The following is a 26,332-nucleotide window of genomic DNA, read 5'->3' as shown; positions in this document are numbered from 1 at the left end:
GGGAGGTCTTCAGTGACGGTACGGGTCGGGATCAACGGGTTCGGCAGGATCGGCCGCAACTTCTACCGCGCGGTCGCGGCGAGCGGTGCTGACGTCGAGGTCGTGGCGGTCAACGACCTGACCACGCCCGAGACGCTGGCGCACCTGCTCAAGTACGACAGCATCCTCGGCAAGCTCGCCGAGGACGTCTCGGTCACCGGTGACGGCATCAAGGTCGGCGAGAAGACGGTCAAGGTGCTCGCCGAGCGCGACCCGGCGAACCTGCCCTGGGGTGAGCTGGGCGTCGACATCGTCGTGGAGTCCACGGGCTTCTTCACCAAGGCCGACGACGCCCGCAAGCACGTCGACGCCGGTGGCGCCAAGAAGGTCATCATCTCCGCGCCGGCCACCGGCGACGACCTGACGATCGTCATGGGCGTCAACCACGAGCAGTACGACGGCTCGCAGACGATCATCAGCAACGCGTCCTGCACCACCAACTGCCTGGCGCCGCTGGCCAAGGTCCTCAACGACGCGTTCGGCATCGAGCGTGGCCTCATGACCACGATCCACGCCTACACCGCCGACCAGAACCTGCAGGACGGCCCGCACAAGGACCTCCGCCGCGCCCGCGCCGCCGCGCTGAACATCGTCCCCACCAGCACGGGTGCGGCCAAGGCCATCGGCCTGGTGCTGCCCGAGCTCAAGGGCAAGCTCGACGGCTACGCGCTGCGCGTGCCCGTGCCCACCGGCTCGGCCACCGACCTCACCGTCACCGTGGGCCGCGACGTCACCGTCGAGGAGGTCAACGACGCCTACAAGGCGGCTGCCGCCGGCCCGCTGGCCCCCTACCTCACCTACACCGACGCGCCGATCGTCTCCTCCGACATCGTCACCGACCCGGCGTCGTGCATCTTCGACTCCGGCCTGACCAAGGTCTTCGGCAACCAGGTCAAGGTCGTGGGCTGGTACGACAACGAGTGGGGCTACTCCAACCGCCTGGTCGACTCCGTCGTCCTGGTCGGCTCGAAGCTCTCCTGATGCGGTCCGTCGACGAGCTCATCGCCGACGGGGTCTCGGGTCGGCGCGTGCTGCTGCGCGCCGACCTGAACGTCCCCCTGGACAAGAAGACCGGCGCGATCACCGACGACGGCCGGATCCGGGCCAGCCTGCCCACGCTGCAGGCGCTGCAGGCCGCCGGTGCCCGCGTCGTGGTGGCCGCGCACCTGGGTCGTCCCAAGGGGACGCCGGACCCGCAGTTCTCGCTGGCCCCGGTCGCCGCACGGCTGGGCGAGATGCTCGGCAGCCCGGTGACCCTGGCCGGCGACGTCGCCGGCACCGACGCCACGGCGAAGGTGGCCGGGCTGGCCGACGGCGAGGTGCTGCTGCTGGAGAACGTCCGCTTCGAGGCGGCCGAGACCTCCAAGGACGACGCCGAGCGCGGGGAGCTGGCCGACCGGCTGGCCGCCCTGGCCGACCTCTACGTCGACGACGCGTTCGGTGCCGTGCACCGCAAGCACGCCTCGGTGTACGACGTCGCGCTGCGCCTCCCGCACGCGGCCGGCCGGCTGGTCGCCCGTGAGCTGGACGTGCTCACCCGGCTCACCGAGGACCCCGAGCGGCCCTACGTGGTCGTCCTCGGCGGCTCGAAGGTCAGCGACAAGCTCGGCGTCATCGAGGCGCTGCTGCCCCGGGTCGACAAGCTGCTCATCGGCGGCGGGATGACCTACACCTTCCTGGCCGCCCAGGGCCTGGAGGTCGGGAAGTCGCTGCTCGAGGCCGACCAGGTCGACACCTGCCGGCGGCTGCTGGCCGAGGCCGGTGACCGGATCGTGCTGCCGGTCGACCTCGTCAGCGCCACCGAGTTCAGCGCCGAGGCCACGACGCGCGTCGTCCCCTTCGACGGCATCCCCGCCGACGAGGAGTGCCTCGACATCGGCCCGGCGAGCATCGAGCTGTTCACCCAGCAGCTCGCCGGCGCCCGCACCGTCTTCTGGAACGGCCCGGTCGGCGTCTTCGAGCTGGCTCCGTTCCAGGCCGGCACCCGGGGCGTGGCGCAGGCCGTGGCCTCCGTCGAGGGCCTGTCGGTCGTCGGTGGCGGTGACTCCGCCGCGTCGGTCCGCACCCTCGGGCTGGACGAGGCCGCCTACGGCCACATCAGCACCGGTGGCGGGGCGTCGCTGGAGTTCCTCGAGGGCCGGGAGCTCCCCGGTCTCGCGGTCCTGGCCGACTGAGGCGCGGGACGATGGCGCGCACGAAGGCACAGCCGGTCCGGGAGGGCCGGCGCCCGCTGATCGCGGGCAACTGGAAGATGAACCTCACCCACCTCGAGGCCATCGGGCTGGTGCAGAAGCTGGCCTTCTCGCTGACCGACGTGCAGCTCGAGGCGGCGGAGGTCGTCGTCCTGCCGCCGTTCACCGCACTGCGCAGCGTGCAGACGCTGGTGGCCGGCGACAAGCTGGCGATCGGCTACGGGGCGCAGGACCTCTCGACCGCCGACGAGGGCGCGTACACCGGTGAGGTCAGCGGGGCCATGCTCGCCGCGCTGGCCTGCCAGTACGTCGTCGTCGGCCACTCCGAGCGGCGCACCCTGCACGGTGAGGACGACGCACTCGTCTCCGCCAAGGTGCGGAAGGCGCTGGAGCACGGGCTGGTGCCCCTGCTCTGCGTGGGCGAGGGGCTCGAGGTGCGCCGGGACGGCGCGCAGGTGTCCCACTGCACCGCCCAGCTCGACCGGGCGCTCGACGGCCTCACCGCCGAGCAGCTGCGGGGCCCCGACGGGCCGGGGTCGGGCATCGTGATCGCCTACGAGCCGGTCTGGGCGATCGGCACCGGCGAGGTGGCGACGCCCGCCGATGCGCAGGAGGTCTGTGGGGCGCTGCGGGCGCGGCTCGCCGAGCTGCACGGCCCGGAGCTGGCCGCTGCCGTCCGTATCCTCTACGGGGGTTCGGTCAAGGCCGACAACACGGCCGGCATCCTCGCCGGCCCGGACGTCGACGGCGCGCTCGTCGGCGGGGCCAGCCTGGACGCCGACCAGTTCGCGCAGATCTGTCGTACCGCCGCCGACGGCAGCTGACCGCCGCCGGCACCGACCGGGTGGAGCACCAGCCACGTTGACGAACAGCACCGCACGACGGCCGACCGGTCGCACCTCCGCCGCGGGGGTGCGTCGGTCGGCCGTCGTGCTGTCCGTGCTGGTCGCGCTGGCGGTGCTGACCGGGTGCAGCGGCAGCAATACCGGCGCCGCCGCCGTGCCGACCCAGCCCGGTGAGCCCGACAGCGGAGTGACCGGCGTCCGGGCGCCCTCCGACACCGCCGGGGGCACGCTGCGCGTGGTCGCCGGGCAGATCGACAGCCTGGACCCCCAGCGGTCCTACGCGCGCGGCGCCTGGAACCTCATGCGGCTGTACGCCCGCACCCTGGTCACCTACTCCTCGGCGCCGGGCAGCACCGACGAGCTGGTGCCCGACCTGGCCACCGACCTGGGCACCACGACCGACGGCGGCCGCACCTGGACGTTCACGCTGCGCGAGGACGTGCGGTTCGAGACCGGCCGGCCGATCACCTCGCGGGACGTCAAGTACGGCATCGAGCGGTCCTTCGCCTCCGAGGTCGTCGTCGGGGGACCCACCTACGTCGTCGACCTGCTCGACGACAAGGCCGACCCCTATCCCGGGCCCTACCAGGACGAGTCGCAGGACCGGCTGGGGCTGCGGTCGGTCGCCACCCCCGACGACCGCACGATCGTGTTCACCCTGACCACGCCCACGCCGGACTTCCCGTTCGTGCTGGCGCTGCCCTCCAGCAGCCCGGTGCCCGCGGAGAACGACACCGGCGGCGCCTACGGCGACGACCCGGTGAGCTCCGGGCCCTACATGATCACCTCGGTCGACGCCCAGACCGGCATCGCCCTGGCCCGCAACCCGCAGTGGGACCCGGCCACCGACGACGTCCGGACGGCGCTGCCCGACGCGGTGCTGGTGCGCACCGGGCTGTCCGGCGTGGCCCGCGACCAGGCGCTGCTCGCGGGCTCGGCCGACCTCGACCTGTCCGGCACCGGCGTGCAGCAGGCCACGACCAGCCGGGTCGTCGACGACGCCCTGGCCGGCCGCATCGACGACGTGACCACCGGCGCCGTCCGGCTCCTCGCGATGCCCACGACGGTGGCGCCGATGGAGAACCGGGACTGCCGCGCGGCGGTCGCCGCGGTGGTCGACCGGGTCGGTGTCCAGGAGGCGCTGCAGGGGCCGGGCAACGCCGAGCGCACCTCCGTGCTGTGGCCGCGCGCGGTGGCCGGCGGCCCCGAGGACCTCGACCCGCAGCCGGACGCCGCCGCGGCGCGGGCGTCGCTGGCCGCCTGCGGCCGGCCCGAGGGCTTCCAGACGGTCCTGGCGGTGCCGGACGTGCCGGGCACCGTCCTGGTGGCCGAGTCGCTCGCCGCCGACCTGGCCGAGGTGGGCATCACCGCCGAGGTGCGCAAGCTGGACCCGAGCACCTACTACTCCGACATCACCAACCCCGACACGGTCACCGCCGCCGGCTACGGCCTGGTGCTGGCCACCTGGACCGCGGACTTCCCGACCGCGGCGTCGTTCCTGGTGCCGCTGGTCGACGGTCGCTCGATCCGCGGGCTGGGCAACACCAACTACGCCCGGATCGACGACCCGGGGGTCAACGGCCTGGTGGACGCCGCGCGGGCGGCGACCGACCCGACGGTCGCCACCGACGCCTGGCGGCAGGTGGCCACCGCGGCCGGGCAGACGGTGGCCTACGTGCCGCTGGCCGAGACCCGGGTGCAGCTGCTGGCCGGGCAGCGGCTGCGCAACGGCGTGGTCATGCAGCCCTACGGCAGCTACGACGTCGCCACCGCCGGCGTCGGCTGACCGGGCTCGGCGGCGGGTCGGCCGGGCCGCGCCCGCGGTCCGTTAGGCTGGTCCGCTGAGAGCCCCGGACCACGTGGGTGGAACCTCACCCGCCGGCGTGGGCAGAGGACAGGAGACGGACGACCATGGAACTGTTCCTCAACGTGCTGCTGGCGCTGACCAGCGTCCTGCTGATCGTGCTCATCCTGCTGCACCGCGGCAAGGGCGGCGGACTGTCGTCGATGTTCGGCGGCGCGGTCTCCTCGCAGCTGTCCGGCAGCTCCGTGGTCGAGAAGAACCTCAACCGGCTGACCGTCTTCGCCGGCCTGCTGTGGGCGGTCTGCATCGTCGCCCTCGGCATCCTGATCAAGGCCTGAGGACCGGCTCCCGCGCCGCGCCCTGGGGGCGCGGCCGCAGGGGGCGTCCGGACGATCCGGTTCCGGCAAGGTGGAGTCCGCATCGTGACCTGCGACTCCCTCCCAGGCCCTACACTGCCCGGGCGGTGATCACTCAGTCACCGCGACGTGGCGACGATCAGGGGGGCCGCTCGTGGCTGGAGGGAACGCGATTCGGGGGAGCCGGGTCGGTGCAGGGCCGATGGGTGAGGTCGAACGGGGCGAGGCAGCGCCGCGCAACCGGGTCGGCTTCTGGTGTGCGAACGGGCACGAGTCGCGGATCGCCTTCGCGGCCGACATCGAGGTGCCGGACTGCTGGGACTGCCCGCGCTGCGGGCTGCCGGCCGGCACCGATCAGCACAATCCTCCGCCCGCACCGCGGACGGAGCCCTACAAGACGCACCTGGCCTACGTGCGGGAGCGCCGCTCCGACGAGGACGGTGACGCCCTCCTGCAGGAGGCGCTGACCCGGCTGCGCGCCCGCCGCGGCGCCTAGCCCCCGTCCTCCCGCCCCGAGGCGGGAGGACGGACGACCGCGGCCCGGTCACCCCATGAGCAGCTGGGGTGACCGGGCCGTGGTCGTCTCGCCGGGTGTCCCTACGCGCTGCGCGGCAGCTCGCTGGCGGCGGCGGTGTCGAGCAGCCAACGGGTGGCCTGCCGGCCGCGGGCGCCGGCGGCGGGGAGGTCGACGGGCCGGGCGCCACCCAGCGCCTGGGCCACCGCAGCGGCCTTGCCCTCGCCGCTGACCAGCAGCCAGACCTCCTCGGCCGCCGTGATCGCAGAGAACCCCAGGCTGACCCGGGTCGGCGGTGGCTTCGGGCAGTCGCGGACCGCGACGACCGGGCGGTGGTCGGTGGCGGCCGGGGAGTCCGGGAAGATCGAGGCCACGTGACCCTCCGGCCCCATGCCCAGCAGCAGGACGTCGATCCGCGGCACGGCGGCGCCGTCGTCCGCGACCGCCGCGAGCTGCTCGGCGTACCAGGACGCCGCCTCCTCCGGGGTGTCGAAGCCGGCGTCGGAGGAGGGCATGGGGTGCACCTTCTCCGGGTCGACCGTCACGTGGTCGAGCAGCGCCTGCTGCGCGCCGAGCTCGTTGCGGTCCGGGTGGTCGACGGGCACCCAGCGCTCGTCGCCCCACCAGACGTGCACAGCGGTCCAGTCGACGACCGCGTGCTCGGGCTCGGCGGCCAGCGCGGCCACCCGCTGCAGCACGGCGGTGCCGATGCCGCCGCCGGTGAGCACCACCGACGCCGTCCCGTGCACCGCCTGGGCGGCTGCCAGCCGGGCGACCAGCGCCGAGGCCACCGACCGGGCGAGGGTGTCGGCGTCGGGTTCGACCACGACGTCGGGGGTGGGCAGGCCGGCGTCGGCCAGCGCCTCGTCGACGCGGTCGCCCGGGGACTCCTGGCTCTGGCTCACCGCTTGCCCCCCTTGCCCCGCGGCGTGACGTCGGCGGAGGGAGCGTCGGCGTCCTGGACGACCGACTGCTCGTCGGAGTCGTCGGCCGGGTCGTCGTGCTCGCCGCTCTCGGCCACCTCGTCGGTGTCCTCGGACGACGGCGGGACGGTCGGCAGGGGCGCGGCCACACCGGTCGGCTCGTCACCGGCGGACTTGCCCGGGGTCTGGCCCATGGGCGGCTTGGCCCGCATCGGGTCGAACCAGACGTGCTCGCGCAGCGCGGGCCGGTCGGACAGGCCGGTCTCGCCGGTCACCACCTCCAGGGCCTCGCTGAAGGGCTCGTCCTGGTCCAGCCGGCGCAGTTCCTCACCGATCAGCTCGCCGAGCGAGCGGTCCGGCAGCGCGACGGTGGCCTCGGGCCGGTTGGGCTGCTGGATCACCGCACCGCCCTTGCGGTCGTCGGTCAGGCGGACCTCCTCGTCCTGGTCCAGCCGCAGGGTGACCGAGTCGATGCCGGCCGACCCGGGGACGCGGGTGCTGGGGACGACCTGGATCGAGCAACCGCACCGGGAGGACAGCCAGCCGGCGACGAGCTGAGCGGTGGCGTTGTGCACGTCGCCGGACACCTCACCGCCCAGCACGCGCACGGCCTCGGCGCGGCGCCCGGACACCGAGTCCAGCGTCGAGGCCAGCGTCGCCCGCCACGGGGTGCTGCGGGTCCAGGTCAGGTCGGTGTCGCCGGGCGCGTAGTCCTTCGCCCGGACGGCCAGGGCGCTCACCGGGTCGTCGGACATGGACGAGTCGCTGATCCGGCGGTCGGCGATGACGCCGAGCGCGTCGGTGGAGACCCGCTCCGGCGGCGGGGCGTGCCACCAGGTCACCACGGGGGCGTCGGCGGCCAGCAGCGGCAGGACGACGGACTCGGCGTGCAGCCCGAGCCGGCCGTACATGCGCATGACCACGGCCTCGCCGGGGCCCAGGCGGCCGCCGACGACCACCTCGGCGTCGAGCCGGGGCACGGGCGCCTCGACCTGGCGGCGGACCACGATGAGCAGCCGGCACGGGTTGGTCGCGGCGGCGGCGCTGGCGGCCTCCTCGGCCTCGGCCACCCGGCTCTCGTCCGCGACGACCACGAGGGTCAGCGCGACGCCGCTCATCACCGCACCGCCGGTGCGGCGCTGGGCGGCCAGCTCCTTGACCACCGCGGATCCGGTGGTGTCCCACAGCGTCGTCACGACAGGCCTCTCTCGTAGGTCGGGTGCGTCGCGGTCGGGTGCACGGCGGCCGGGGGCGCGGTCGGCGCGGTCACGGCCGGCGCCATGAGCGGCCCTCGGCGGCGAGCATGTCCTCGGCGGCGCGCGGGCCCCACTCGCCGGCCCGGTAGGGCTGCGGGGTGGTGCCGGCCCAGAACTCCTCGAGCGGGTCGATGACCGCCCAGGACGCCTCGACCTCCGCGTTGCGCGGGAAGAGGGTGGCGTCACCGAGCAGCACGTCGAGCAGCAGCCGCTCGTAGGCCTCGGGGCTGGCCTCGGTGAACTGCTCGCCGTAGAGGAAGTCCATCGCGACGTCGCGGACCTCCATGACGCTGCCCGGCACCTTCGAGCCGAACTTCAGCGTCATGCCCTCGTCGGGCTGCACCCGGATCACCAGCTGGTTGTGGCCCAGCTCCTCGGTGTCGGTGGGCGCGAAGGGCAGGTGCGGCGCCCGCTTGAACACCAGGGCGATCTCGGTGACCCGGCGGGGGAGCCGCTTGCCGGTGCGCAGGTAGAACGGGACGCCGGCCCAGCGCCGGGTCTCCACGCCCAGCCGGACGGCGGCGTAGGTCTCGGTGGTGGAGTCGTCGGCGACGCCGGTCTCCTGCCGGTACCCGGTGGCCCGCTGGCCGGCGAGCCAGCCCTGCTCGTACTGGCCGCGGACGGCGAAGCGCTCCATGTCCTCGGGCTCGGGGACGGAGACCGCGCGCAGCACCTTCAGCTTCTCGGTGCGGATCTCCTCGGCCGAGAACTCGACCGGCTCCTCCATGGCGGTGAGCGCCAGCAGTTGGAGCAGGTGGTTCTGCAGCACGTCACGGGCCGCGCCGGTCTTCTCGTAGAAGCCGGCCCGGCCGCCGATGCCGACGTCCTCGGCCATGGTGATCTGGACCGAGTCGACGTGGTGGCCGTTCCAGACCGGCTCGAACAGCTCGTTGGCGAAGCGCAGCGCCAGCAGGTTCTGGACCGTCTCCTTGCCCAGGTAGTGGTCGATCCGGAAGACGTCGTCGGCGGTGAACACCGAGTCGACCAGCGTGTTGAGCTCGCGGCTGGAGGCCAGGTCGTTGCCGAAGGGCTTCTCCACGACCACGCGGCGCCAGCGGTCGGGCGTGCTCTCGGCCATCCCGGTGCGCTCCATCTGCTTGAGCACGGTGGGGAACATGGCCGGGGGGATGGACAGGTAGAAGGCGGCGTTGCCGCCGATGCCGTGGCTGCCCTCGAGCTCGCTCAGGTTCGCGGCGAGCTCGTCGAACGCGGCGTCGTCGTCGAAGGAGCCCTGGATGAAGCGCACGCTGTTGGCCAGCCGCTCCCAGACCTCCTCGCGCCACGGGGTGCGCGCGTGCTCGCGGGCGGCCGAGCGGGCCAGCTCGGAGAACTCGGAGTCGCCCCAGTCGCGGCGGGCGAAGCCCAGCAGCGCGAAGTTGGTGGGCAGCAGACCCCGGTTGGCCAGGTCGTAGACGGCCGGGAGAAGCTTCTTGCGCGACAGGTCGCCGGTGATGCCGAACACGACCAGAGCACACGGCTCCGGCACTCGGGGCAGCCGCCGGTCCCGCGGGTCGCGCAACGGGTTGGTGGACATCGTTTCCGTCCTCGGGGGGCTCGCGGTGGGCGCCGGACCGCCGGGCCGGCGAGCGACCCGGACGGCAGGGAGGTGCGGGGGCGGGGGGGGGTGCGGCCGGGTCCCGGCCGCACCGCCCCGCGGGGTCACTTCTTGTCTTCGAGCTGGCCCTTGACGGAGGCGGTGAGCTCGTCCCAGGCGTCGACGAACTTCTGCACGGCCTCGTCCTCGAGGACGCGGAAGACGTCGTCGAGGTCGATGCCGGCCTCGACGACGGCGGCCATGACCTTCTCGGCCTCGGCGTAGGAGGACTGCACCGGGGTGCCGACCTGCCCGTGGTCGGCGAAGGCCTGCATGGTCTTGCCCGGCATCGTGTTGACGGTGTCGGGGGCGGTCAGCTCCGAGAGGTACAGCGTGTCGGAGTAATCGGGGTTCTTGACCCCGGTGGAGGCCCACAGCGCCCGCTGCTTGCTGGCGCCCTTGGCCTCCAGCGCCTTCCAGCGGTCGGAGGAGAAGACCTCCTCGTAGGCCTGGTAGGCCAGCTGGGCGTTGGCGACGCCGGCCTTGCCCTTGAGCGAGGCGTCGGCGCCGGCGGCGTCCAGGCGCTTGTCGATCTCGGTGTCCACGCGGGAGACGAAGAACGACGCGACGGACTCGATGCCCTCGAAGGAGGCCTCCGGGTCCTCGGCCAGCCGCTGCTCGAGGCCGGTGAGGTAGGCGTCCATGACGGCCTTGTAGCGGTCGATGCTGAAGATCAGCGTCACGTTGACGCTGATGCCCTTGGCGATCGTGGAGGTGATCGCCGGCAGGCTCGCCAGCGTGGCCGGGATCTTGATGAACAGGTTCGGCCGGTCGACGAGCCACCACAGGTGGGCGGCCTCGGCGGCGGTGCCGTCCTCGTCGTGGGCGAGCCCGGGGGCCACCTCGAGGGAGACCCGGCCGTCGCGCCCGGTGCGGGCGGCGACCGGCGCGAGCAGGTCGCAGGCGTCGCGGACGTCGGCGGCGGTGATGGTGCGCAGGGCCTCCTCGACGCTGACCTTGCGCACGGCCAGGGCGTGCAGCTGGTCGTCGTAGGACTTCGAGCCGCTGATCGCCGCGGCGAAGATGCTCGGGTTCGTCGTGACGCCGACGACGCTGGACTCGTCGACCAGCTTCTGCAGGTCGCCGCTGTGGATCAGGTCGCGGGAGAGGTCGTCGAGCCAGACGGCGACCCCCGTCTCGGACAACTTCGCCAGATTCTCGTTCTGTGCCATGTCACTGCCTTCCGTGGTGGGCGGGGCCCCCGTCCTGGGGGCCCCGCCGCTGGAGTTGTCGTCGGCCCCGCTGCCTGCGCAGCGGGGTCCTTTCAGTGGTCGCCGGTGGCGGTGGAGGTGTAGACCCCGCCACGGGCGACGGCGGCACCGGAGGGCGGCGTCGCGCCGTTCTTCGCGGCCTCGATGCTCTCCCGCGCGGCGGCCACGACGGCTTCCGCGGTGAGGCCGAACTCCTCGTACAGCTTCGAGAAGCTGGCGCTGGCGCCGTAGTGGTTCAGGCCGACGATCCGGCCGGCGTCACCGACGAACTCACGCCAGCCCATCGGCACCCCGGCCTCGACGCTGACGCGCGCCTTCACCGACGGCGGCAGGACCTCGAGGCGGTAGGCCTCGTCCTGCTCGGCGAACCACTCCCAGCAAGGCAGGGAGACGACGCGGGTCGGGACGCCGGCGGCCTCCAGCTGCTCGCGGGCGGCGACGGCGATCTGCACCTCGGAGCCGGTGCCCATCAGGACCACCTCGGGGGTGCCGGTCGACGCCTCGGCCAGCACGTAGCCGCCCTTGGCCACGCCCTCGGCGGAGCCGAACTCGCTGCGGTCGAAGACCGGCAGGTTCTGCCGGGACAGCGCCAGGCCGGCCGGCCGGTCGTTGTTCTCCAGGATCGTCCGCCACGCGACCGCGGTCTCGTTGGCGTCGGCCGGGCGGACGAAGTCCAGACCCGGGATGGCGCGCAGCGCGGCGTAGTGCTCGATCGGCTGGTGGGTGGGGCCGTCCTCGCCCAGGCCGATGGAGTCGTGGGTCCACACGTAGGTCACCGGCAGCTGCATGAGGGCAGCCAGCCGCACCGCGCCACGCATGTAGTCGGAGAAGGTGAGGAACGTGCCGCCGTAGACGCGGGTGCCGCCGTGCAGGGCGATCCCGTTCATGACCGCGCCCATGGCGTGCTCGCGGACGCCGAAGTGCAGCGTGCGGCCGTAGGGGCCACCGGACCACGCCTTGGTCTGGCGGCTGGCCGGCAGGAACGACGGCTCGCCCTTGACCGCGGTGTTGTTGCTCTCGGCCAGGTCGGCCGAGCCGCCCCACAGCTCGGGGAGCTCGGGGTAGATGGCGGCCAGCACCTCACCGGAGGCCTTGCGGGTGGCCACGCCCTTGGGGTCGGCGTCCCAGGTGGGGAGCTTCCCGGCCCAGCCCTCGGGCAGCGTGCGGGTGCTCATCCGCTCCAGCAGCGCGGCGCCCTCGGGGTTGGCCTGCTGCCAGGCGGAGAACTGCTCCTGCCAGGCGGCGTGCGCCTCCTGGCCGCGGGTGACGGCCTTGCGGGTGTGCTCGATGACCTCGGCGGCGACGTCGAAGGTCTTCTCCGGGTCGAAGCCCAGCACCTGCTTGGTGGCCTTGACCTCGTCGTCGCCGAGGGCCGAGCCGTGCACACCGCCGGTGTTCTGCTTGTTCGGCGACGGCCAGCCGATGACCGTGCGCAGCACGATGATCGAGGGGCGGGTCGTCTCGGCCTTGGCGGCGGCGAAGGCGGCGTCCAGGGAGGCCAGGTCCTCACCGTCGTCGACGTGCTGGACGTGCCAGCCGTAGGCGGCGTAGCGGGCGCCGACGTCCTCGGTGAAGGCGATCGTGGTGTCGTCCTCGATCGAGATCTTGTTGTCGTCGTAGACCAGGACCAGGTTGCCCAGCTGCTGGGTGCCCGCGAGCGAGGAGGCCTCGCCGGAGACGCCCTCCTCCAGGTCGCCGTCGGAGGCGAAGGCCCAGACGGTGTGGTCGAACAGGCTCTCGCCCTCGCCGGCGTCCGGGTCGAGCAGGCCGCGCTCGCGGCGGGCGGCCATGGCCATGCCCACCGCGTTGCCCACGCCCTGGCCCAGCGGGCCGGTGGTGGTCTCGACGCCGGCGGTGTGGCCGACCTCGGGGTGGCCGGGGGTCTTCGAGCCCCAGGTGCGCAGCGCCTGCAGGTCCTCGAGCTCCAGGCCGTAGCCGGCCAGGTAAAGCTGGACGTAGAGGGTGAGGCTGGAGTGCCCCATCGACAGCACGAAGCGGTCGCGGGCGGCCCAGTTCGGGTCGGACGGGTCGTGCTTGAGCCACTTCTGGAAGAGCAGGTAGGCGACCGGGGCCATGCTCATCGCGGTGCCCGGGTGGCCGTTGCCGACCTTCTGGACGGCGTCCATCGCCAGCACGCGGGCGGTGTCGATGGCCTTGCGGTCGAGGTCACCGAAGCCCTCGGGGAGGGTCGGCTGCGGCTGGCGCGGCGAGCCGGTGGGGGTGTCGCTGGCGGCCTCGGCCGGTGCCTCGGCGTTCGTGGACTGCGTGGAGGAGCTGTTGTCGGTGGTCATGTGGCGCTCGGTGCTCCCTCGGGGATCGGTCGATGTCGGACCCACCCGGTGGCTCGGGGGCGGCCCTGCCCCGGGCGGACGACGGTGCACACCACGGCCGCCCCGGTCGGCGCGGTCGGAGGTCGTGACCGGAAGCGCGCCGTCGTCCTCGACGTCCGCCCTACCCGCATCACGCGCAGAGTCAACGTGATCAAACCCTAGTCGTGCGGGGCGCCGCACACAGGGAGGGCGGTACAGTGGCCGGGCACGCTCACCCCCCGGCGGAGAAGGACTCATCCGTGCCCTGCTGCCCGCGCGACGCCGCGTCCCTGGGCACCCGGTGACCACGGTCGCCGACCGCTCCGTCAGCTCCGCCCGGCCGTTGCGCTCGGCCCGGGCCACGGTGGCCGCCTACGTCTCGCTGACCAAGCCCAAGCTGGTCGAGCTGCTGCTGGTCACCACCCTGCCGGCGATGATGCTGGCCGACGGCGGCTGGCCCGGCACGGGCCTGGTCGTGGCCACCCTGGTCGGCGGCATGCTCGCCGCCGGGGCCGCCAACACCATCAACTGCTGGTACGACCGCGACATCGACCGGCTCATGTCGCGCACCCGCGACCGGCCGATCCCCAGCGGGGTGATCTCCCCCCGCAACGCGCTGGTCTTCGGCGTGATGCTGGCCTGGGTCTCGCTGGTGCTGCTGGGCCTGTTCACCACGCCGCTGGCCACCGCCCTGGCCGCCGCCGCGGTGCTGGCCTACTCGGTGCTCTACACGATGGTGCTCAAGCGCCGCACCCGGCACAACACCGTCTTCGGCGGGCTCCCGGGCGCCGCCCCGGTGCTGATCGGCTGGGCCGCGGTCACCGGGTCGCTGGACTGGCCGGCCCTGGTCTTCTTCGGCATCGTCTTCTGCTGGCAGATGCCGCACTTCTGGGCCCTGGCCAGCCGGTTCCGCTTCGACTACTTCCGCGCCGGGGTGCCCATGCTCTCGGTGGTGGCCGGGCCGGTCACCGTCGGGCAGCAGTCCGTCGCCTGGGCCTGGGGCACCCTGGGCACCTCGCTGCTGATGGTCCCCGCCACCCCGCAGCTGGGCTGGATCACCGGCCTGGCCACGCTGGGCCTGGGCGCCTGGTACGTCGCCGAGTCGCACGCCTGGCTGCGGCGGATCCGTTCCGGCGGCCCCGACCGGCCGATGAAGCTGTTCTCGGTGTCGATCACCTACATGACGCTGCTGTCGATCGCCCTGGTGGCCGACGTCCTCGTGTGACGTCAGGCGGGCGCCCGGTCGCGCGGTCGGCGGGACGCCAGCGTCAGGACGCCGGCAGCGAGCGCCGCGCCCACCGCCGCGCCGGTGGTGTTCATCAGCCAGTCGTTGGTGTCGCAGGCGCGCCCCAGGAGCGGCACGAGCGCCTGCAGTGCCTCGATGGTCGCCGACGCCCCGGCGGCCGCGGCGAGCACCCGCAGGGGACGGCGGGTGAGCAGCGTGCCGGAGAACGCCAGGGGCAGGAAGAGCGCCACGTTGGCCAGCAGCTCCACGCTGCCCAGGGTCGGCAGGGCGAACTGCACGGTGCAGCGGACGTCGTCCACCCGCGAGGCGGCGGCGGGCACGAGCGTCAGCGCCACCACCGGCAGCAGTGACGCACCCAGCAGCGCCCCGGTCAGGCGCCGGCTGCGCAGGGCCACCCACCCGAGCAGCACGCAGCCGGCGGCGACGGCCAGCAGCCCGAGCGGCACCAGTGCGGCGTGGTCGAGCAGGGCGTTCGTGATCACCGGGGCGCACGGGTCGTCGGCGTCAGCACGCCGGTGACCCTCTCACCGCACCGTCGACCCGGGGGACACCCCGCCACCGGCGCGCCGCGGGTCAGTGGACGGCGGCGGAGACCGGGTGGACGGCGCCGACGGGCAGCTCGGAGGCCGGACCGCGCACCGACCACACCAGCCGTGCGGTGTAGACGGTGATCAGCACGGCCCCGGCCATGTGCAGCAGCACGGCGACCACCGGGAGGCCGGTGAAGTACTGCACGTAGCCGACGACGCCCTGCAGCAGCTCGACCACCAGCAGGTCGCGGGCGGCCCGGCGGACCCGGCCGGGGGAGTCGGTGGCCGCCAGGGCGACCAGCAGCGCGATGGTCAGGCCGATGAGCAGGAACACGAAGTCGGCGTGCAGTTGGCTGACCAGCTCGGGGTCGAAGCCGGTGCGCCCGGCCTCCGGGTCGCCGCTGTGCGGGCCGCTGCCGGTGACCACGGTGCCGACCACCTGGACGGCGGCGACGGTGGCGGCGATGCCGGTGACCAGCAGCGCGAAGGGCCGGCGGACCACCAGCTGGCCCACCCCGGGCTCGCGCGAGCGCAGCCACAGGACCGTGGCGATGGCGATCAGCACGGTGGAGACGAGGAAGTGCGCGGCCACCGTCCACGGGTTCAGCCCGGTCAGCACGGTGACCCCGCCGAGCGCGGCCTGGGCCGGGATGCCCAGGAAGCTCAGCACCGCCAGCCGGCGGAGGTCGCGGCGCGCGGAGGCGAACACCGCGACCACGGTGGCCACGGCCGCCACGAGCACCACGAAGGTGAGCAGCCGGTTGCCGAACTCGATGAGCCCGTGGCCGGCGAGCTCGGGCGTGGGCCGGATGCTGCCGTCGGTGCACTCGGGCCAGGTCGGGCAGCCCAGTCCGGAGCCGGTGAGCCGCACGGCGCCGCCGGTCACGACGATCACGCCGTTGGCGATCACGTTGGCCAGCAGGATGCGGGAGACCACGGACGGGTTCATCCGAGAGCGGAACGACGCGGGAAGAACCGGCACGCGGCCGATGCTACTTACCTCGGTGCCCCCGCCCCCCGGTCCGAGCCGAGAGCCCGGTCACCCGGAGAGCGACCCGGCCCGACGCGCGCAGACCCGGCGGCCCCCGACACCCCGCTGAACCGGTGCGCAGCGTCGCGGAGCGGGTAGGCGAGCGCCGGTCCCTTCCGACGAGAGGTCCCATCAGACATGACGAGTGGATTCCCGGGCGGCCCCTTCGGTGGCAGCCCGTTCGACGACTTCTTCTCCGCGTTCCTCAACTCCGGCGCCGGTGCCCGCCGGGGCATGCAGCGGGTCGACATCACCCAGCTGCTCAGCGAGCACTCCCGCGAGGTGGTCTCCGCGGCGGCCCGGGCGGCCAGCCAGTGGGGGAGTGCCGACCTGGACACCGAGCACCTGCTCTGGGCGCTGGCCGGCCACGAGCCGACCCGCACCCTGGTCCAGCGGGCCGGCGCCGACCCCGACCAGCTGCAGGCCGCACTGGAGGCCCAGCTGCGCCAGGGCGAGCCGACCGGTCAGCCGGTGTCGCTGACCCCGGCGGCCAAGCGGGCGCTGCTGGACGCCCACCAGGTGTCCCGGGCCAGCGGCTCGACCTACATCGGCCCCGAGCACCTGCTCTTCGCGCTGTCGGTGAACCCCGACTCCGGCGCCGGGCGGGTCCTGGGCGGTGCGCGGGTGACCCCCGAGGCGCTGCAGCAGGCGGCCGCCGGTGGCCCGGTGCCCGCCCGCGGCGGCAGCGGCGGCCCCGGTGGTGGCGCGCAGGCGCCGTCCAGCACCCCCACGCTGGACGAGTACGGCCGCGACCTCACCGCGATGGCCCGCGACGGGAAGATCGACCCGGTCATCGGCCGCGCGCAGGAGATCGAGCAGACCATCGAGGTGCTGTCGCGCCGCAACAAGAACAACCCGGTGCTGATCGGCGAGGCCGGCGTCGGCAAGACCGCGATCGTCGAGGGCATCGCCCTGCAGATCGTGGACGGCGACGTCCCCGACTCGCTGCGCGGACGGCGGCTGGTCGAGCTCGACCTCACCGGCCTGGTCGCCGGCACGCGCTACCGCGGCGACTTCGAGGAGCGGCTCAAGAAGGTGATGGACGAGATCCGTGAGCACAGCGACGAGGTGATCGTCTTCATCGACGAGCTGCACACCGTGGTCGCGGCCGGCGGCTCGGAGGGCTCGGCCGGGGCGGGCAACATGCTCAAGCCGGCGCTGGCCCGCGGTGAGCTGCACATCGTCGGTGCCACGACGCTGGACGAGTACCGCCGCAACATCGAGAAGGACCCGGCCCTGGAGCGGCGCTTCCAGCCGGTCCTGGTGCCCGAGCCCAGCACGCTGGACACCATCGAAATCCTGCGCGGGCTGCGGGACCGCTACGAGGCCCACCACCAGGTGCGCTTCACCGACGAGGCCCTCGTCGCCGCGGCCGAGCTGTCGGCGCGCTACATCACCGACCGGCACCTGCCGGACAAGGCGATCGACCTGATCGACCAGGCCGGCGCGCGCACCCGGCTGCGGGTCAAGCGGCCCACCACCGACCTGCGCGAGCTGGAGCAGGAGGTGCAGCGGCTGCAGCGGGAGAAGGACCAGGCGGTCGCGGCCGAGCAGTACGAGCGGGCCTCGGCCCTGCGCGACGAGCTGGCCACGGCCCAGGCCGGCCTCGAGCGGGCGCGCGACGGCGGCGAGGCCGGCATCCCCGAGGTGGGTGCGACCGAGATCGCCGAGGTCGTCTCCCGGGCGACCGGCGTGCCGGTGGCCCAGCTGACCCAGGAGGAGCGCGAGCGGCTGCTGGGCCTGGAGGAGCACCTGCACCAGCGGGTCGTCGGCCAGGACGAGGCGGTCGAGGTGGTCGCCGAGGCCATCCGGCGGTCGCGCGCGGGCCTGGGCGACCCGGACCGGCCGATCGGCAGCTTCCTGTTCCTCGGCCCGACCGGCGTGGGCAAGACCGAGCTGGCCCGGGCGCTGGCGGAGGCGCTGTTCGGCGACTCCGACCGGATGATCCGGCTGGACATGAGCGAGTTCCAGGAGCGGCACACGGTCAGCCGGCTGGTCGGCTCGCCCCCCGGCTACGTGGGCTACGAGGACGCCGGTCAGCTGACCGAGGCCGTGCGGCGGCACCCCTACTCGGTGGTGCTGCTCGACGAGATCGAGAAGGCGCACCCGGACGTGTTCAACACGCTGCTGCAGCTGCTGGACGACGGCCGGCTCACCGACTCGCAGGGCCGCACGGTGAACTTCAGCAACACCGTGGTGATCATGACCAGCAACCTCGGCTCCGAGGCGATCGTCAACAGCGCCGGACCGCTGGGCTTCACCAGCAACGACGGCGGCAACAGCGACGTCCGGGACCAGGTCATGCGGCGGCTGCGGGAGGCCTTCCGGCCCGAGTTCCTCAACCGGATCGACGAGATCGTGGTCTTCCGGCAGCTGGAGCCCGCGCAGCTGGAGAAGATCACCGACCTGCTGCTGGACGAGACCCGGCGCCGGCTGGCCGCGCAGGACATCACGGTGGAGTTCACGCCCGAGGCGGTGTCCTGGCTGTCCGAGCGGGGCTTCGAGCGGGCCTTCGGCGCCCGGCCGCTGCGCCGGGCGATCCAGCGGGAGGTCGACAACCGGCTGTCCCGGCTGGTCCTCGGCGGGCAGCTGAGCGCCGGCCAGCGGGTCACGGTCGGTGTCGCCGACGGCCGGCTGGACGTCCAGGTGGCCGACGGCGACCGGGAGCCGGACACCGTCACGGAGGCGGAGAGCCCCGCCGCGGTGTGACCTCGCTCTCGGGGAGCCCGCAAGCAAGGTGACCCTTGCTTGCGGGCTCCCCGAATAAGCACACAATCGTGTTGTGGAAACCGTTGCGGCCGTGGCCGTCCCCGCCGGTGCGCCGGCCGAGGACGGCCGCACCCGTGACCGGGTGGCGGGTCTGCTGCTCGAGCACGGGGCGCAGTCGGCCACCGAGCTCGCCGCCCGGCTGGGCGTCAGCCCGGCCGCCGTCCGGCGGCACCTCGACGGCCTGGTCGCCGCCGGCCGGGTCGCCGAGCGCGAGGCCCCGGGCGGGCAGCGCGGGCGGGGGCGTCCGGCCCGCCGGTTCACCCTCACCGACGCCGGCCGCTCGGCCTTCCCGCACGCCTACGACGACCTGGCGCTGACCGCGCTGCGGTTCGTCGCCGAGCACGGCGGCCCGGACGCCGTGCGGGCGGTCGCCGAGCAGCAGCTGACCGGGCTGGCCCAGCGGTGCTCCACCGCCGTCGACAGCGCGGTGGAGGAGGCCGGCGCCCAGCCCGTCGACCGGGCGCAGGTGCTCGCCGCCGCGCTCACCGCCGAGGGCTACGCCGCGACCGCATCGGCGATCTCCAGCGGCGGCCAGCTGTGCCAGCACCACTGCCCGGTGGCGCACGTCGCCGCCGAGTTCCCCCAGCTGTGCGAGGCCGAGACCGCGGTGATCAGCCGGCTGGTCGGCACGCACGTCCAGCGGCTGGCCACCATCGCCCACGGCGACGGCGTCTGCACCACGCACATCCCCACCCAGCGCGCGCCGCGCCCTGGGAACAAAGGCGCCCCTGTGAGCCCTGTACCTGCTGGTCGCGCCACGGCCCCCGGAGCTCCCGGAGCCGGCGCCAGCACTCTGAGCACCCCCTCGATCGACCGGGAGAGGACCCCCGCATGACCACCACGCAGCCGGTGCCCAGCACGCCGATGACGCAGGACGAGACGATCGACTCGCTCGGCAACTACCAGTACGGCTGGGCGGACACCGACGTCGCGGGGGCCTCGGCCACCCGCGGCATCAACGAGGACGTCGTCCGCGACATCTCCCGCCGCAAGAACGAGCCGGAGTGGATGCTGGAGCGGCGCCTGAAGGCGCTGCAGATCTTCGGCAGGAAGCCGATGCCCGACTGGGGCTCGGACCTGTCCGGGATCGACTTCCAGAACATCAAGTACTTCGTGCGGTCGACCGAGGCGCAGGCCGCCTCGTGGGACGACCTGCCCGACGACATCAAGAACACCTACGACAAGCTGGGCATCCCGGAGGCCGAGAAGCAGCGGCTGGTCTCCGGTGTCGCGGCCCAGTACGAGTCCGAGGTCGTCTACCACAAGATCCGTGAGGACCTCGAGGAGCAGGGCGTCCTGTTCCTGGACACCGACACCGCGCTCCGCGAGCAGCCCGAGCTGTTCCGCGAGTACTTCGGCTCGGTCATCCCGGCCGGTGACAACAAGTTCGCCGCGCTGAACACCGCCGTGTGGTCCGGTGGCTCGTTCATCTACGTGCCGAAGGGCGTGCACGTCGAGATCCCGCTGCAGGCATACTTCCGGATCAACACCGAGAACATGGGCCAGTTCGAGCGGACGCTCATGATCATCGACGAGGGCGCCTACGTGCACTACGTCGAGGGCTGCACCGCGCCGATCTACAAGACCGACTCGCTGCACTCCGCGGTCGTCGAGATCATCGTCAAGAAGAACGCGCGCTGCCGGTACACGACCATCCAGAACTGGTCGAACAACGTCTACAACCTGGTCACCAAGCGGGCCGTGGCCCACGAGGGCGCGACCATGGAGTGGGTCGACGGCAACATCGGCTCCAAGGTGACGATGAAGTACCCGGCCGTGTGGATGACCGGTGAGCACGCCAAGGGCGAGGTCATGAGCATCGCCTTCGCCGGCGAGGGCCAGCACCAGGACGCCGGCGCCAAGATGGTGCACGCCGCCCCGCACACCTCCTCGACGATCGTGTCGAAGTCCGTGGCCCGTGGCGGTGGCCGCACCTCCTACCGCGGCCTCGTGCAGATCGACGAGGGCGCCTACGGCTCCAAGTCCACGGTCAAGTGCGACGCCCTGCTGGTCGACACGATCAGCCGGTCGGACACCTACCCCTACGTCGACGTCCGCGAGGACGACGTGTCCATGGGCCACGAGGCGACCGTCTCCCGGGTCAGCGACGACCAGCTCTTCTACCTGATGAGCCGCGGGCTGTCCGAGGACGAGGCGATGGCGATGGTCGTGCGCGGCTTCGTCGAGCCGATCGCCCGGGAGCTGCCGATGGAGTACGCCCTCGAGCTGAACCGCCTGATCGAGCTGCAGATGGAAGGTGCCGTCGGCTGATGTCGACCAACGACACGAGCAACACCGTGGACCTCGACGCCGCCGAGTTGGCGCACGAGGAGAAGGCCGCCCTCGCCGCGGAGCTGTTCGCTCCCGGCGTGGGCGCCCAGGCCGGCCCGCCGACCACCCCGGCCACGGCCACCGGCAGCGCCGGCGACACACCCCCCGGGGCGCACTCGCACGGCGGCCCGGCGGTGACCGGGGGGCCGGCGCCCACGGGGTCCCCGGCGGAGCGCTTCACCTCCACCGACCCCGACGCCTTCGCCAAGCCCACGGGCCGCGAGGAGGAGTGGCGGTTCACCCCGCTGCGCCGGGCCCGCCAGCTGCTGGACGGCGCGCCGTCCGACGCCCACCTGCAGGTGAAGAGCGACCTCCCCGAGGGTGCGGTGCTGACCTCCGTCGAGGCCGGCGACCCGCTGCTCAAGGGCCTGCCCGAGCCGGTCGACCGGCTCGCGGCGCTGACCCGCCAGCGCAGCAACGGTGCCACGGTGCTCCGGATCGCCAAGGAGGCCGTGCTCGACCGCCCGGTCACCCTGCGGCTGTCCGGCACGGGCGCCGAGGACGTCGTGTGGGGCCAGCTGGTCGTCGAGGTGGGTGCGTTCGCGCAGGCCACCGTCGTCCTGGACCACGCGGGCCTGGCCAAGTACTCCGGCGGTGCGGCCTTCCTGCTCGGCGACGGTGCGCAGCTGACCGTCGTCTCGGTGCAGGAGTGGGCGCCCGGCACCGTGCACGGCGGGCAGTACGACGCCGTCGTCGGCCGGGACGCCAGCCTCAAGCAGGTCGTGGTCACCCTGGGCGGCGACCTCGTCCGGCTGGTCAGCAACGTGTCCTACACCGGCACCGGGGGCCAGGCCGACCTGTACGGCCTCTACTTCGCCGACGAGACCCAGCACCAGGAGCACCGGCTGTGGGTCGACCACAGCACGCCGAACTGCCGCAGCAACGTCGTCTACAAGGGCGCGCTGCAGGGCGAGGAGGCGCGCAGCGTCTGGATCGGTGACGTCCGGATCCGTCCGGCCGCGACCGGCACCGAGACCTACGAGCTCAACCGCAACCTGGTGCTCACCGACGGCGCCCGCGCCGACTCGGTCCCCAACCTGGAGATCGAGACCGGCGAGATCGTCAGCGCCGGCCACGCCAGCGCCACCGGCCGGTTCGACGACGAGCAGCTGTTCTACCTCTGCTCGCGCGGCATCGACGCCGAGACCGCCCGCCGCCTGGTGGTCCGTGGCTTCTTCGCCGACGTCGTCCAGCACATCGGCGTCCCCGAGCTGCAGGACCGGCTGATGCGCTCCATCGAGGTCCGCCTCGGTGCGCTGCCGGAGCTGGACGAGCAGCCGGTCGAGGTCGCCTGATGGCCTTCGAGCGCGTCTGCGCCCGCTCGGAGGTCCCCGAGGACGGCGCGCTGCGGGTCGAGCTGGCCGACGTCGACGTCGCCGTCGTGGAGTTCGACGGCGAGCTGTACGCCATCCAGGACGTCTGCTCGCACGCCGACTTCCCGCTGACCGACGGCGACGTCGACGAGGTCGACGGCGCCCCCACGATCGAGTGCGCGCTGCACGGGTCCTGCTTCGACCTGCGCACCGGAGCCCCCACCAACCTCCCGGCCAACAAGCCGGTCCCCGTCTACCCGGTCCGGGTGGAGGGCGACGACGTCCTGGTCGACGTCGACGCCCCCCTCGCCGCGGCCAGCAACTGAGGAGCGACACCCGTGACCAGCCCCACCGCGACCCCGACCGCCACCGGCCTCCCGACCGGCAGCGTCCTGGAGATCCGCGACCTGCACGTCACCGTCGGCGACGGTGACGACGCCAAGGAGATCCTCCGCGGCGTCGACCTGACCGTCCGCGGCGGCGAGACCCACGCGATCATGGGCCCCAACGGGTCGGGCAAGTCGACCCTGGCCTACTCGATCGCCGGGCACCCCAAGTACACGATCACCGGTGGCACCGTCACCCTCGACGGCGAGGACGTCCTCGCGATGACCGTCGACGAGCGCGCCCGGGCCGGCCTGTTCCTGGCCATGCAGTACCCGGTCGAGGTCCCCGGCGTCTCGGTGTCCAACTTCCTGCGCACCGCGGCGACCGCGGTCACCGGCGAGGCGCCGAAGCTGCGCACCTGGGTCAAGGACGTGCGCACCGAGATGGCGGCCCTGGAGATGGACTCCGCCTTCGCCGAGCGCAACGTCAACGAGGGCTTCTCCGGTGGTGAGAAGAAGCGCCACGAGATCCTCCAGATGCGCCTGCTCAAGCCGAAGATGGCGATCCTCGACGAGACCGACTCCGGCCTGGACGTCGACGCGCTGCGCATCGTCTCCGAGGGCGTCAACCGGGCCAAGGCCGACAGCCCCGTCGGCGTCCTGCTGATCACGCACTACACGCGGATCCTGCGCTACATCAAGCCCGACTTCGTGCACGTCTTCGTGGCCGGCCGCGTCGTCGAGGAGGGCGGCCCGGAGCTGGCCCAGAAGCTCGAGGACGAGGGCTACGCCGCCTACGTCAAGGACTCGGCCGAGCAGGCCGCCACCGAGAAGACCGCCCTGGAGGCGACCCAGCCGTGACCCAGACCGCCTCGCGTCCCGTTGGGGCGCACCAGGTGCCGCTCCCGCTGGACGTCGAGGCGATCAGGGCGGACTTCCCGATCCTGTCCCGCACCGTCCGGGACGGGAAGCGGCTGGTCTACCTCGACTCCGGCGCCACCGCGCAGAAGCCGCGCAGCGTCCTGGACGCCGAGCGCTGGTTCTATGAGAACGTCAACGCCGCGCCGCACCGGGGGGCACACCAGCTCGCCGAGGAGGCGACGGCTGCGTACGAGGCCGCCCGGACGACGATCGGTGCCTTCATCGGGGCGCCGGAGAACGAGATCGTCTTCACCCGGAACAGCACCGAGTCGATCAACCTGGTCGCCTACGCGCTGTCCAACGCGGCCACGGCCAAGGAGCCGGAGTTCCGCCGGTACGCCGTCGGCCAGGGCGACGAGATCGTCGTGACCGAGATGGAGCACCACGCCAACCTGCTGCCCTGGCAGCAGCTGTGCGAGCGGACGGGCGCGACCCTGCGCTGGCTGGGGCTCACCGACGACGGACGGCTGGACCTCTCGGACCTGTCGACCGTCGTCAACGAGCGCACCAGGCTCGTGGCGGTCACCCAGCAGTCGAACATCCTGGGCACCATCAACCCGCTGGGCGACATCATCGCCCGGGCCCGGGAGGTCGGGGCCTTGGTGCTGGTCGACGGCGCGCAGTCGGTGCCGCACCAGAAGGTCGACGTCACCGAGCTGGGTGCGGACTTCCTAGTCTTCTCCGGGCACAAGATGCTCGGCCCCTCGGGGGTCGGCGTCCTGTGGGGTCGCTACGACGTCCTCGACGCGCTGCCGCCCTTCCTCACCGGCGGCTCGATGATCGAGGTGGTGCGGATGGAGGGCAGCACCTTCATGCCCCCGCCGCAGCGCTTCGAGGCCGGCGTCCCGATGTCGGCGCAGGTGGTCGGTCTGGCCGCCGCCGCCGACTACCTCACCGCCCTGGGCATGGACCGCGTGCAGCAGCACGAGGAGGTGCTCACCGCCTACGCGCTGGAGCAGCTCCAGGCCATCCCCGGCGTCACCGTGATCGGCCCGCCGGACACCGTGGCCCGCGGCGGGGCGATCAGCTTCACCGTCGAGGGCATCCACCCGCACGACGTCGGTCAGGTCCTCGACGACCTGGGCATCGCCGTCCGGGTCGGGCACCACTGCGCCTGGCCGGTCGTCCGCCGCTACGGCGTCCCGGCGACCACCCGGGCAACGTTCTACGTGCACACCGGCTACGACGACGTCGACGCGCTGGTCGAGGGTGTCCGGGAAGCTCAGCGGTTCTTCGGTGTTGCACCTGGTGTGACCGAGGGCGGGACGAACTGATGCAGCTGCAGTCGATGTACCAGGACATCATCCTGGACCACTACCGGAACCCCCACGGGCGCGGTCTGCGCGACCCGTTCGAGGCCGAGGTGCACCACGTCAACCCCACGTGCGGTGACGAGGTCACCATGCGGGTGCACCTGGACGGCGACACGATCGCCGACGTCTCCTACGAGGGGCAGGGCTGCTCGATCAGCCAGGCCTCGGTGTCGGCGATGTACGACCTGGTCATCGGCAAGAGCGTGACCGAGGCGCTGGGCACCGGCGAGCACTTCATGACGCTGATGCAGAGCAAGGGCGACGCCGCCGTGGCGGAGACGCTCGAGGACGAGCTCGAGGACGCCATCGCGTTCGCGGGGGTCAGCAAGTACCCGGCCCGCGTGAAGTGCGCGCTGATGAGCTGGATGGCGCTCAAGGACGCGAGCGCCCGCGCACTCTCGACTACCAGTGAGGCGAACTGACATGACCGAGTCCACCACCCCCGACGCCGGCCTCTACGGCGGCAAGTCCGCACTGCTCGAGGACGTCGAGGAGGCCATGCGCGACGTCGTCGACCCCGAGCTCGGCGTCAACGTCGTCGACCTCGGCCTGGTCTACGGCATCGACGTGGACACCGAGGCCAACGTGGCCATCCTGGACATGACGCTGACGTCCGCGGCCTGCCCGCTGACCGACGTCATCGAGGACCAGGCCCGGCAGGCCCTCACCGGCCCCGGCCTGGTCGAGGACATCCGGATCAACTGGGTCTGGATGCCGCCGTGGGGCCCGGACAAGATCACCGACGACGGCCGCGAGCAGCTGCGCGCCCTCGGCTTCCGGGTCTGAGGCGGCCTCGCTGCAGGGTCCCGCGCTGAGCTCGCGAAGCGTGGGGGGCAGCGAGGTCCTTGCAATCTCTGAGCTCTTCGAACGGTTGGCCGCGGGGGAGACCCCACCGGCCGACGCCAGCGTGACGACCGTGCCGGCGCCCCTGCTCCTCGACGAGCGGCGGGCGCCGGCACTCGTCGTCGGGGGCACCGCCTGGCACGTGGTCGCCGCGGACGTCGACCCCGACTGGGTGGCGGCGCAGGTGGCGCACGACCCGATCGCCGCACCGCTGGGCGCCCGGTTCCTGACCGCGCTGGCCGAGCGGGTGGGGGCCGAGCCGGGCGTGCTGGACGCCGTCCTGGTCGCCCCGCCCGCGCCCGTGCGCCCCGGGGTGCCGCTGGTGCCGGCCGAGGTGGGCGACCACCCGCGCGTGCAGCGGGCGCTCCGCCACCGCACCGACGTGCGCACCTGGTCGACGCCCGACGGCTCCGCCCTGCTGGTGCTGGGCCGCGGGGTCGCCGGCCGGTGGGAGGCGGGCGTCGAGGTCGACCCGGCCGCCCGGGGCCGTGGGCTGGGCACCGCGCTGGCCGCAGCCGCCCCGGCGCTGCTGCCCGAGCCGGCGCCGCTGTGGGCCCAGGTCGCCCCGGCCAACGTCGCCTCGCTGCGCGCGTTCCTCGCCGCCGGGTGGCGTCCGGTCGGCGCCGAGGTCCTGTTCGGCTCCTGAGTGCAGTGGCTGTAGCGAGCC

General features: G+C 73.1%; 24 protein-coding genes. 17 read left to right on the top strand and 7 right to left on the bottom strand.

The annotated features are described in order from the left end of the window. Nucleotides 1-12 precede the first annotated feature (12 nt). From gap to ACGBYP_RS14085, 6 genes are all read left to right on the top strand, one after another. Entirely contained in the window at nucleotides 13-1,020 is a 1,008-nt protein-coding gene (gene gap, locus ACGBYP_RS14110; RefSeq protein WP_411585161.1) for a type I glyceraldehyde-3-phosphate dehydrogenase, read from the top strand. Then, nucleotides 1,020-2,213, top strand: a complete 1,194-nt coding sequence (locus ACGBYP_RS14105) for a phosphoglycerate kinase (protein WP_411585159.1) — start codon at nucleotides 1,020-1,022, stop codon at nucleotides 2,211-2,213. Before gap ends, ACGBYP_RS14105 begins: the two co-directional genes overlap by 1 nt. A gap of 11 nt (nucleotides 2,214-2,224) precedes the next feature. After that, nucleotides 2,225-3,055 carry a triose-phosphate isomerase gene (tpiA, locus tag ACGBYP_RS14100; RefSeq protein ID WP_411585158.1) on the top strand — a complete coding sequence of 277 codons (831 nt, stop codon included), beginning with the start codon at nucleotides 2,225-2,227 and terminating at the stop codon, nucleotides 3,053-3,055. A 106-nt stretch (nucleotides 3,056-3,161) separates the two neighbouring features. Then, nucleotides 3,162-4,862, top strand: coding sequence for an ABC transporter substrate-binding protein (locus tag ACGBYP_RS14095; protein WP_411585156.1), 1,701 nt, complete (start codon nucleotides 3,162-3,164; stop codon nucleotides 4,860-4,862). 125 nt (nucleotides 4,863-4,987) lie between these two features. Continuing rightward, entirely contained in the window at nucleotides 4,988-5,218 is a 231-nt protein-coding gene (gene secG / locus ACGBYP_RS14090; protein WP_411585154.1) for a preprotein translocase subunit SecG, read from the top strand. A gap of 172 nt (nucleotides 5,219-5,390) precedes the next feature. Next, nucleotides 5,391-5,732, top strand: a complete 342-nt coding sequence (locus tag ACGBYP_RS14085; protein ID WP_411585152.1) for an RNA polymerase-binding protein RbpA — start codon at nucleotides 5,391-5,393, stop codon at nucleotides 5,730-5,732. A gap of 101 nt (nucleotides 5,733-5,833) precedes the next feature. Here ACGBYP_RS14085 and pgl read toward each other — a convergent pair whose 3' ends face one another. From pgl to tkt, 5 genes are all read right to left on the bottom strand, one after another. After that, nucleotides 5,834-6,655 carry a 6-phosphogluconolactonase gene (gene pgl, locus ACGBYP_RS14080; RefSeq protein ID WP_411585151.1) on the bottom strand — a complete coding sequence of 274 codons (822 nt, stop codon included), beginning with the start codon at nucleotides 6,653-6,655 and terminating at the stop codon, nucleotides 5,834-5,836. Further along, nucleotides 6,652-7,869 carry a glucose-6-phosphate dehydrogenase assembly protein OpcA gene (locus tag ACGBYP_RS14075; RefSeq protein ID WP_411585150.1) on the bottom strand — a complete coding sequence of 406 codons (1,218 nt, stop codon included), beginning with the start codon at nucleotides 7,867-7,869 and terminating at the stop codon, nucleotides 6,652-6,654. The genes pgl and ACGBYP_RS14075 overlap by 4 nt, the downstream gene beginning before the upstream one ends. A 70-nt stretch (nucleotides 7,870-7,939) precedes the next feature. After that, nucleotides 7,940-9,463, bottom strand: a complete 1,524-nt coding sequence (gene zwf / locus ACGBYP_RS14070; RefSeq protein WP_411585148.1) for a glucose-6-phosphate dehydrogenase — start codon at nucleotides 9,461-9,463, stop codon at nucleotides 7,940-7,942. A gap of 125 nt (nucleotides 9,464-9,588) precedes the next feature. Next, nucleotides 9,589-10,695: a transaldolase gene (gene tal, locus ACGBYP_RS14065; protein ID WP_411585146.1), complete on the bottom strand. Its 1,107-nt coding sequence runs from the start codon at nucleotides 10,693-10,695 to the stop codon at nucleotides 9,589-9,591. Nucleotides 10,696-10,787: 92 nt separating this feature from the next. Beyond that, nucleotides 10,788-13,025 carry a transketolase gene (gene tkt / locus ACGBYP_RS14060; RefSeq protein WP_411585143.1) on the bottom strand — a complete coding sequence of 746 codons (2,238 nt, stop codon included), beginning with the start codon at nucleotides 13,023-13,025 and terminating at the stop codon, nucleotides 10,788-10,790. Between the two features lie 319 nt (nucleotides 13,026-13,344). Between tkt and ACGBYP_RS14055 the strand changes: the two genes are divergently transcribed. Further along, nucleotides 13,345-14,268 (top strand): heme o synthase, encoded by a 924-nt coding sequence (locus ACGBYP_RS14055; protein ID WP_411585141.1) that lies wholly within the window; start codon nucleotides 13,345-13,347, stop codon nucleotides 14,266-14,268. Nucleotides 14,269-14,270: 2 nt separating this feature from the next. Here the strand turns inward: ACGBYP_RS14055 and ACGBYP_RS14050 are convergent, their stop codons facing one another. Both ACGBYP_RS14050 and ACGBYP_RS14045 read right to left on the bottom strand, forming a co-directional pair. Beyond that, nucleotides 14,271-14,771, bottom strand: coding sequence for a VanZ family protein (locus ACGBYP_RS14050; RefSeq protein ID WP_411585139.1), 501 nt, complete (start codon nucleotides 14,769-14,771; stop codon nucleotides 14,271-14,273). A 91-nt stretch (nucleotides 14,772-14,862) separates the two neighbouring features. Next, nucleotides 14,863-15,756, bottom strand: coding sequence for a COX15/CtaA family protein (locus tag ACGBYP_RS14045; RefSeq protein WP_411585136.1), 894 nt, complete (start codon nucleotides 15,754-15,756; stop codon nucleotides 14,863-14,865). A 231-nt stretch (nucleotides 15,757-15,987) separates the two neighbouring features. Here ACGBYP_RS14045 and ACGBYP_RS14040 point away from each other — a divergent pair, with 231 nt between their 5' ends. The 10 genes from ACGBYP_RS14040 (at nucleotide 15,988) to ACGBYP_RS13995 (ending at nucleotide 26,311) form a co-directional block, all read left to right on the top strand. Continuing rightward, nucleotides 15,988-18,558 carry an ATP-dependent Clp protease ATP-binding subunit gene (locus ACGBYP_RS14040; RefSeq protein ID WP_411585133.1) on the top strand — a complete coding sequence of 857 codons (2,571 nt, stop codon included), beginning with the start codon at nucleotides 15,988-15,990 and terminating at the stop codon, nucleotides 18,556-18,558. Nucleotides 18,559-18,631: 73 nt separating this feature from the next. Then, nucleotides 18,632-19,453, top strand: coding sequence for a helix-turn-helix transcriptional regulator (locus ACGBYP_RS14035; protein ID WP_411585131.1), 822 nt, complete (start codon nucleotides 18,632-18,634; stop codon nucleotides 19,451-19,453). Then, nucleotides 19,450-20,889, top strand: coding sequence for a Fe-S cluster assembly protein SufB (gene sufB / locus ACGBYP_RS14030; protein WP_411585129.1), 1,440 nt, complete (start codon nucleotides 19,450-19,452; stop codon nucleotides 20,887-20,889). The genes ACGBYP_RS14035 and sufB overlap by 4 nt, the downstream gene beginning before the upstream one ends. Further along, entirely contained in the window at nucleotides 20,889-22,244 is a 1,356-nt protein-coding gene (gene sufD / locus ACGBYP_RS14025) for a Fe-S cluster assembly protein SufD (protein ID WP_411585126.1), read from the top strand. The genes sufB and sufD overlap by 1 nt, the downstream gene beginning before the upstream one ends. After that, complete coding sequence (locus ACGBYP_RS14020) at nucleotides 22,244-22,588, top strand: non-heme iron oxygenase ferredoxin subunit (RefSeq protein ID WP_411585125.1); 345 nt, start codon at nucleotides 22,244-22,246, stop codon at nucleotides 22,586-22,588. Before sufD ends, ACGBYP_RS14020 begins: the two co-directional genes overlap by 1 nt. A 12-nt stretch (nucleotides 22,589-22,600) precedes the next feature. After that, on the top strand, nucleotides 22,601-23,449 hold the full coding sequence (sufC, locus tag ACGBYP_RS14015) for a Fe-S cluster assembly ATPase SufC (protein WP_411585123.1): 849 nt from the start codon (nucleotides 22,601-22,603) through the stop codon (nucleotides 23,447-23,449). Beyond that, complete coding sequence (locus ACGBYP_RS14010) at nucleotides 23,446-24,783, top strand: cysteine desulfurase (RefSeq protein WP_411585120.1); 1,338 nt, start codon at nucleotides 23,446-23,448, stop codon at nucleotides 24,781-24,783. Before sufC ends, ACGBYP_RS14010 begins: the two co-directional genes overlap by 4 nt. Then, complete coding sequence (sufU, locus tag ACGBYP_RS14005) at nucleotides 24,783-25,244, top strand: Fe-S cluster assembly sulfur transfer protein SufU (protein WP_411585118.1); 462 nt, start codon at nucleotides 24,783-24,785, stop codon at nucleotides 25,242-25,244. The genes ACGBYP_RS14010 and sufU overlap by 1 nt, the downstream gene beginning before the upstream one ends. Before the next feature lies 1 nt (nucleotide 25,245). Continuing rightward, complete coding sequence (locus ACGBYP_RS14000; protein WP_411585116.1) at nucleotides 25,246-25,608, top strand: metal-sulfur cluster assembly factor; 363 nt, start codon at nucleotides 25,246-25,248, stop codon at nucleotides 25,606-25,608. A 130-nt stretch (nucleotides 25,609-25,738) separates the two neighbouring features. Then, nucleotides 25,739-26,311: a GNAT family N-acetyltransferase gene (locus tag ACGBYP_RS13995; protein WP_411585113.1), complete on the top strand. Its 573-nt coding sequence runs from the start codon at nucleotides 25,739-25,741 to the stop codon at nucleotides 26,309-26,311. The last annotated feature ends 21 nt before the right edge of the window (nucleotides 26,312-26,332 follow it).

The organism is Modestobacter sp. SSW1-42 (assembly GCF_046635825.1).
In the GTDB taxonomy this organism is placed as follows: Bacteria; Actinomycetota; Actinomycetes; order Mycobacteriales; family Geodermatophilaceae; genus Modestobacter.
The sequence above is the reverse complement of the archived record's forward strand: the minus strand, read 5'-3'. Positions and strand labels throughout refer to the sequence as shown.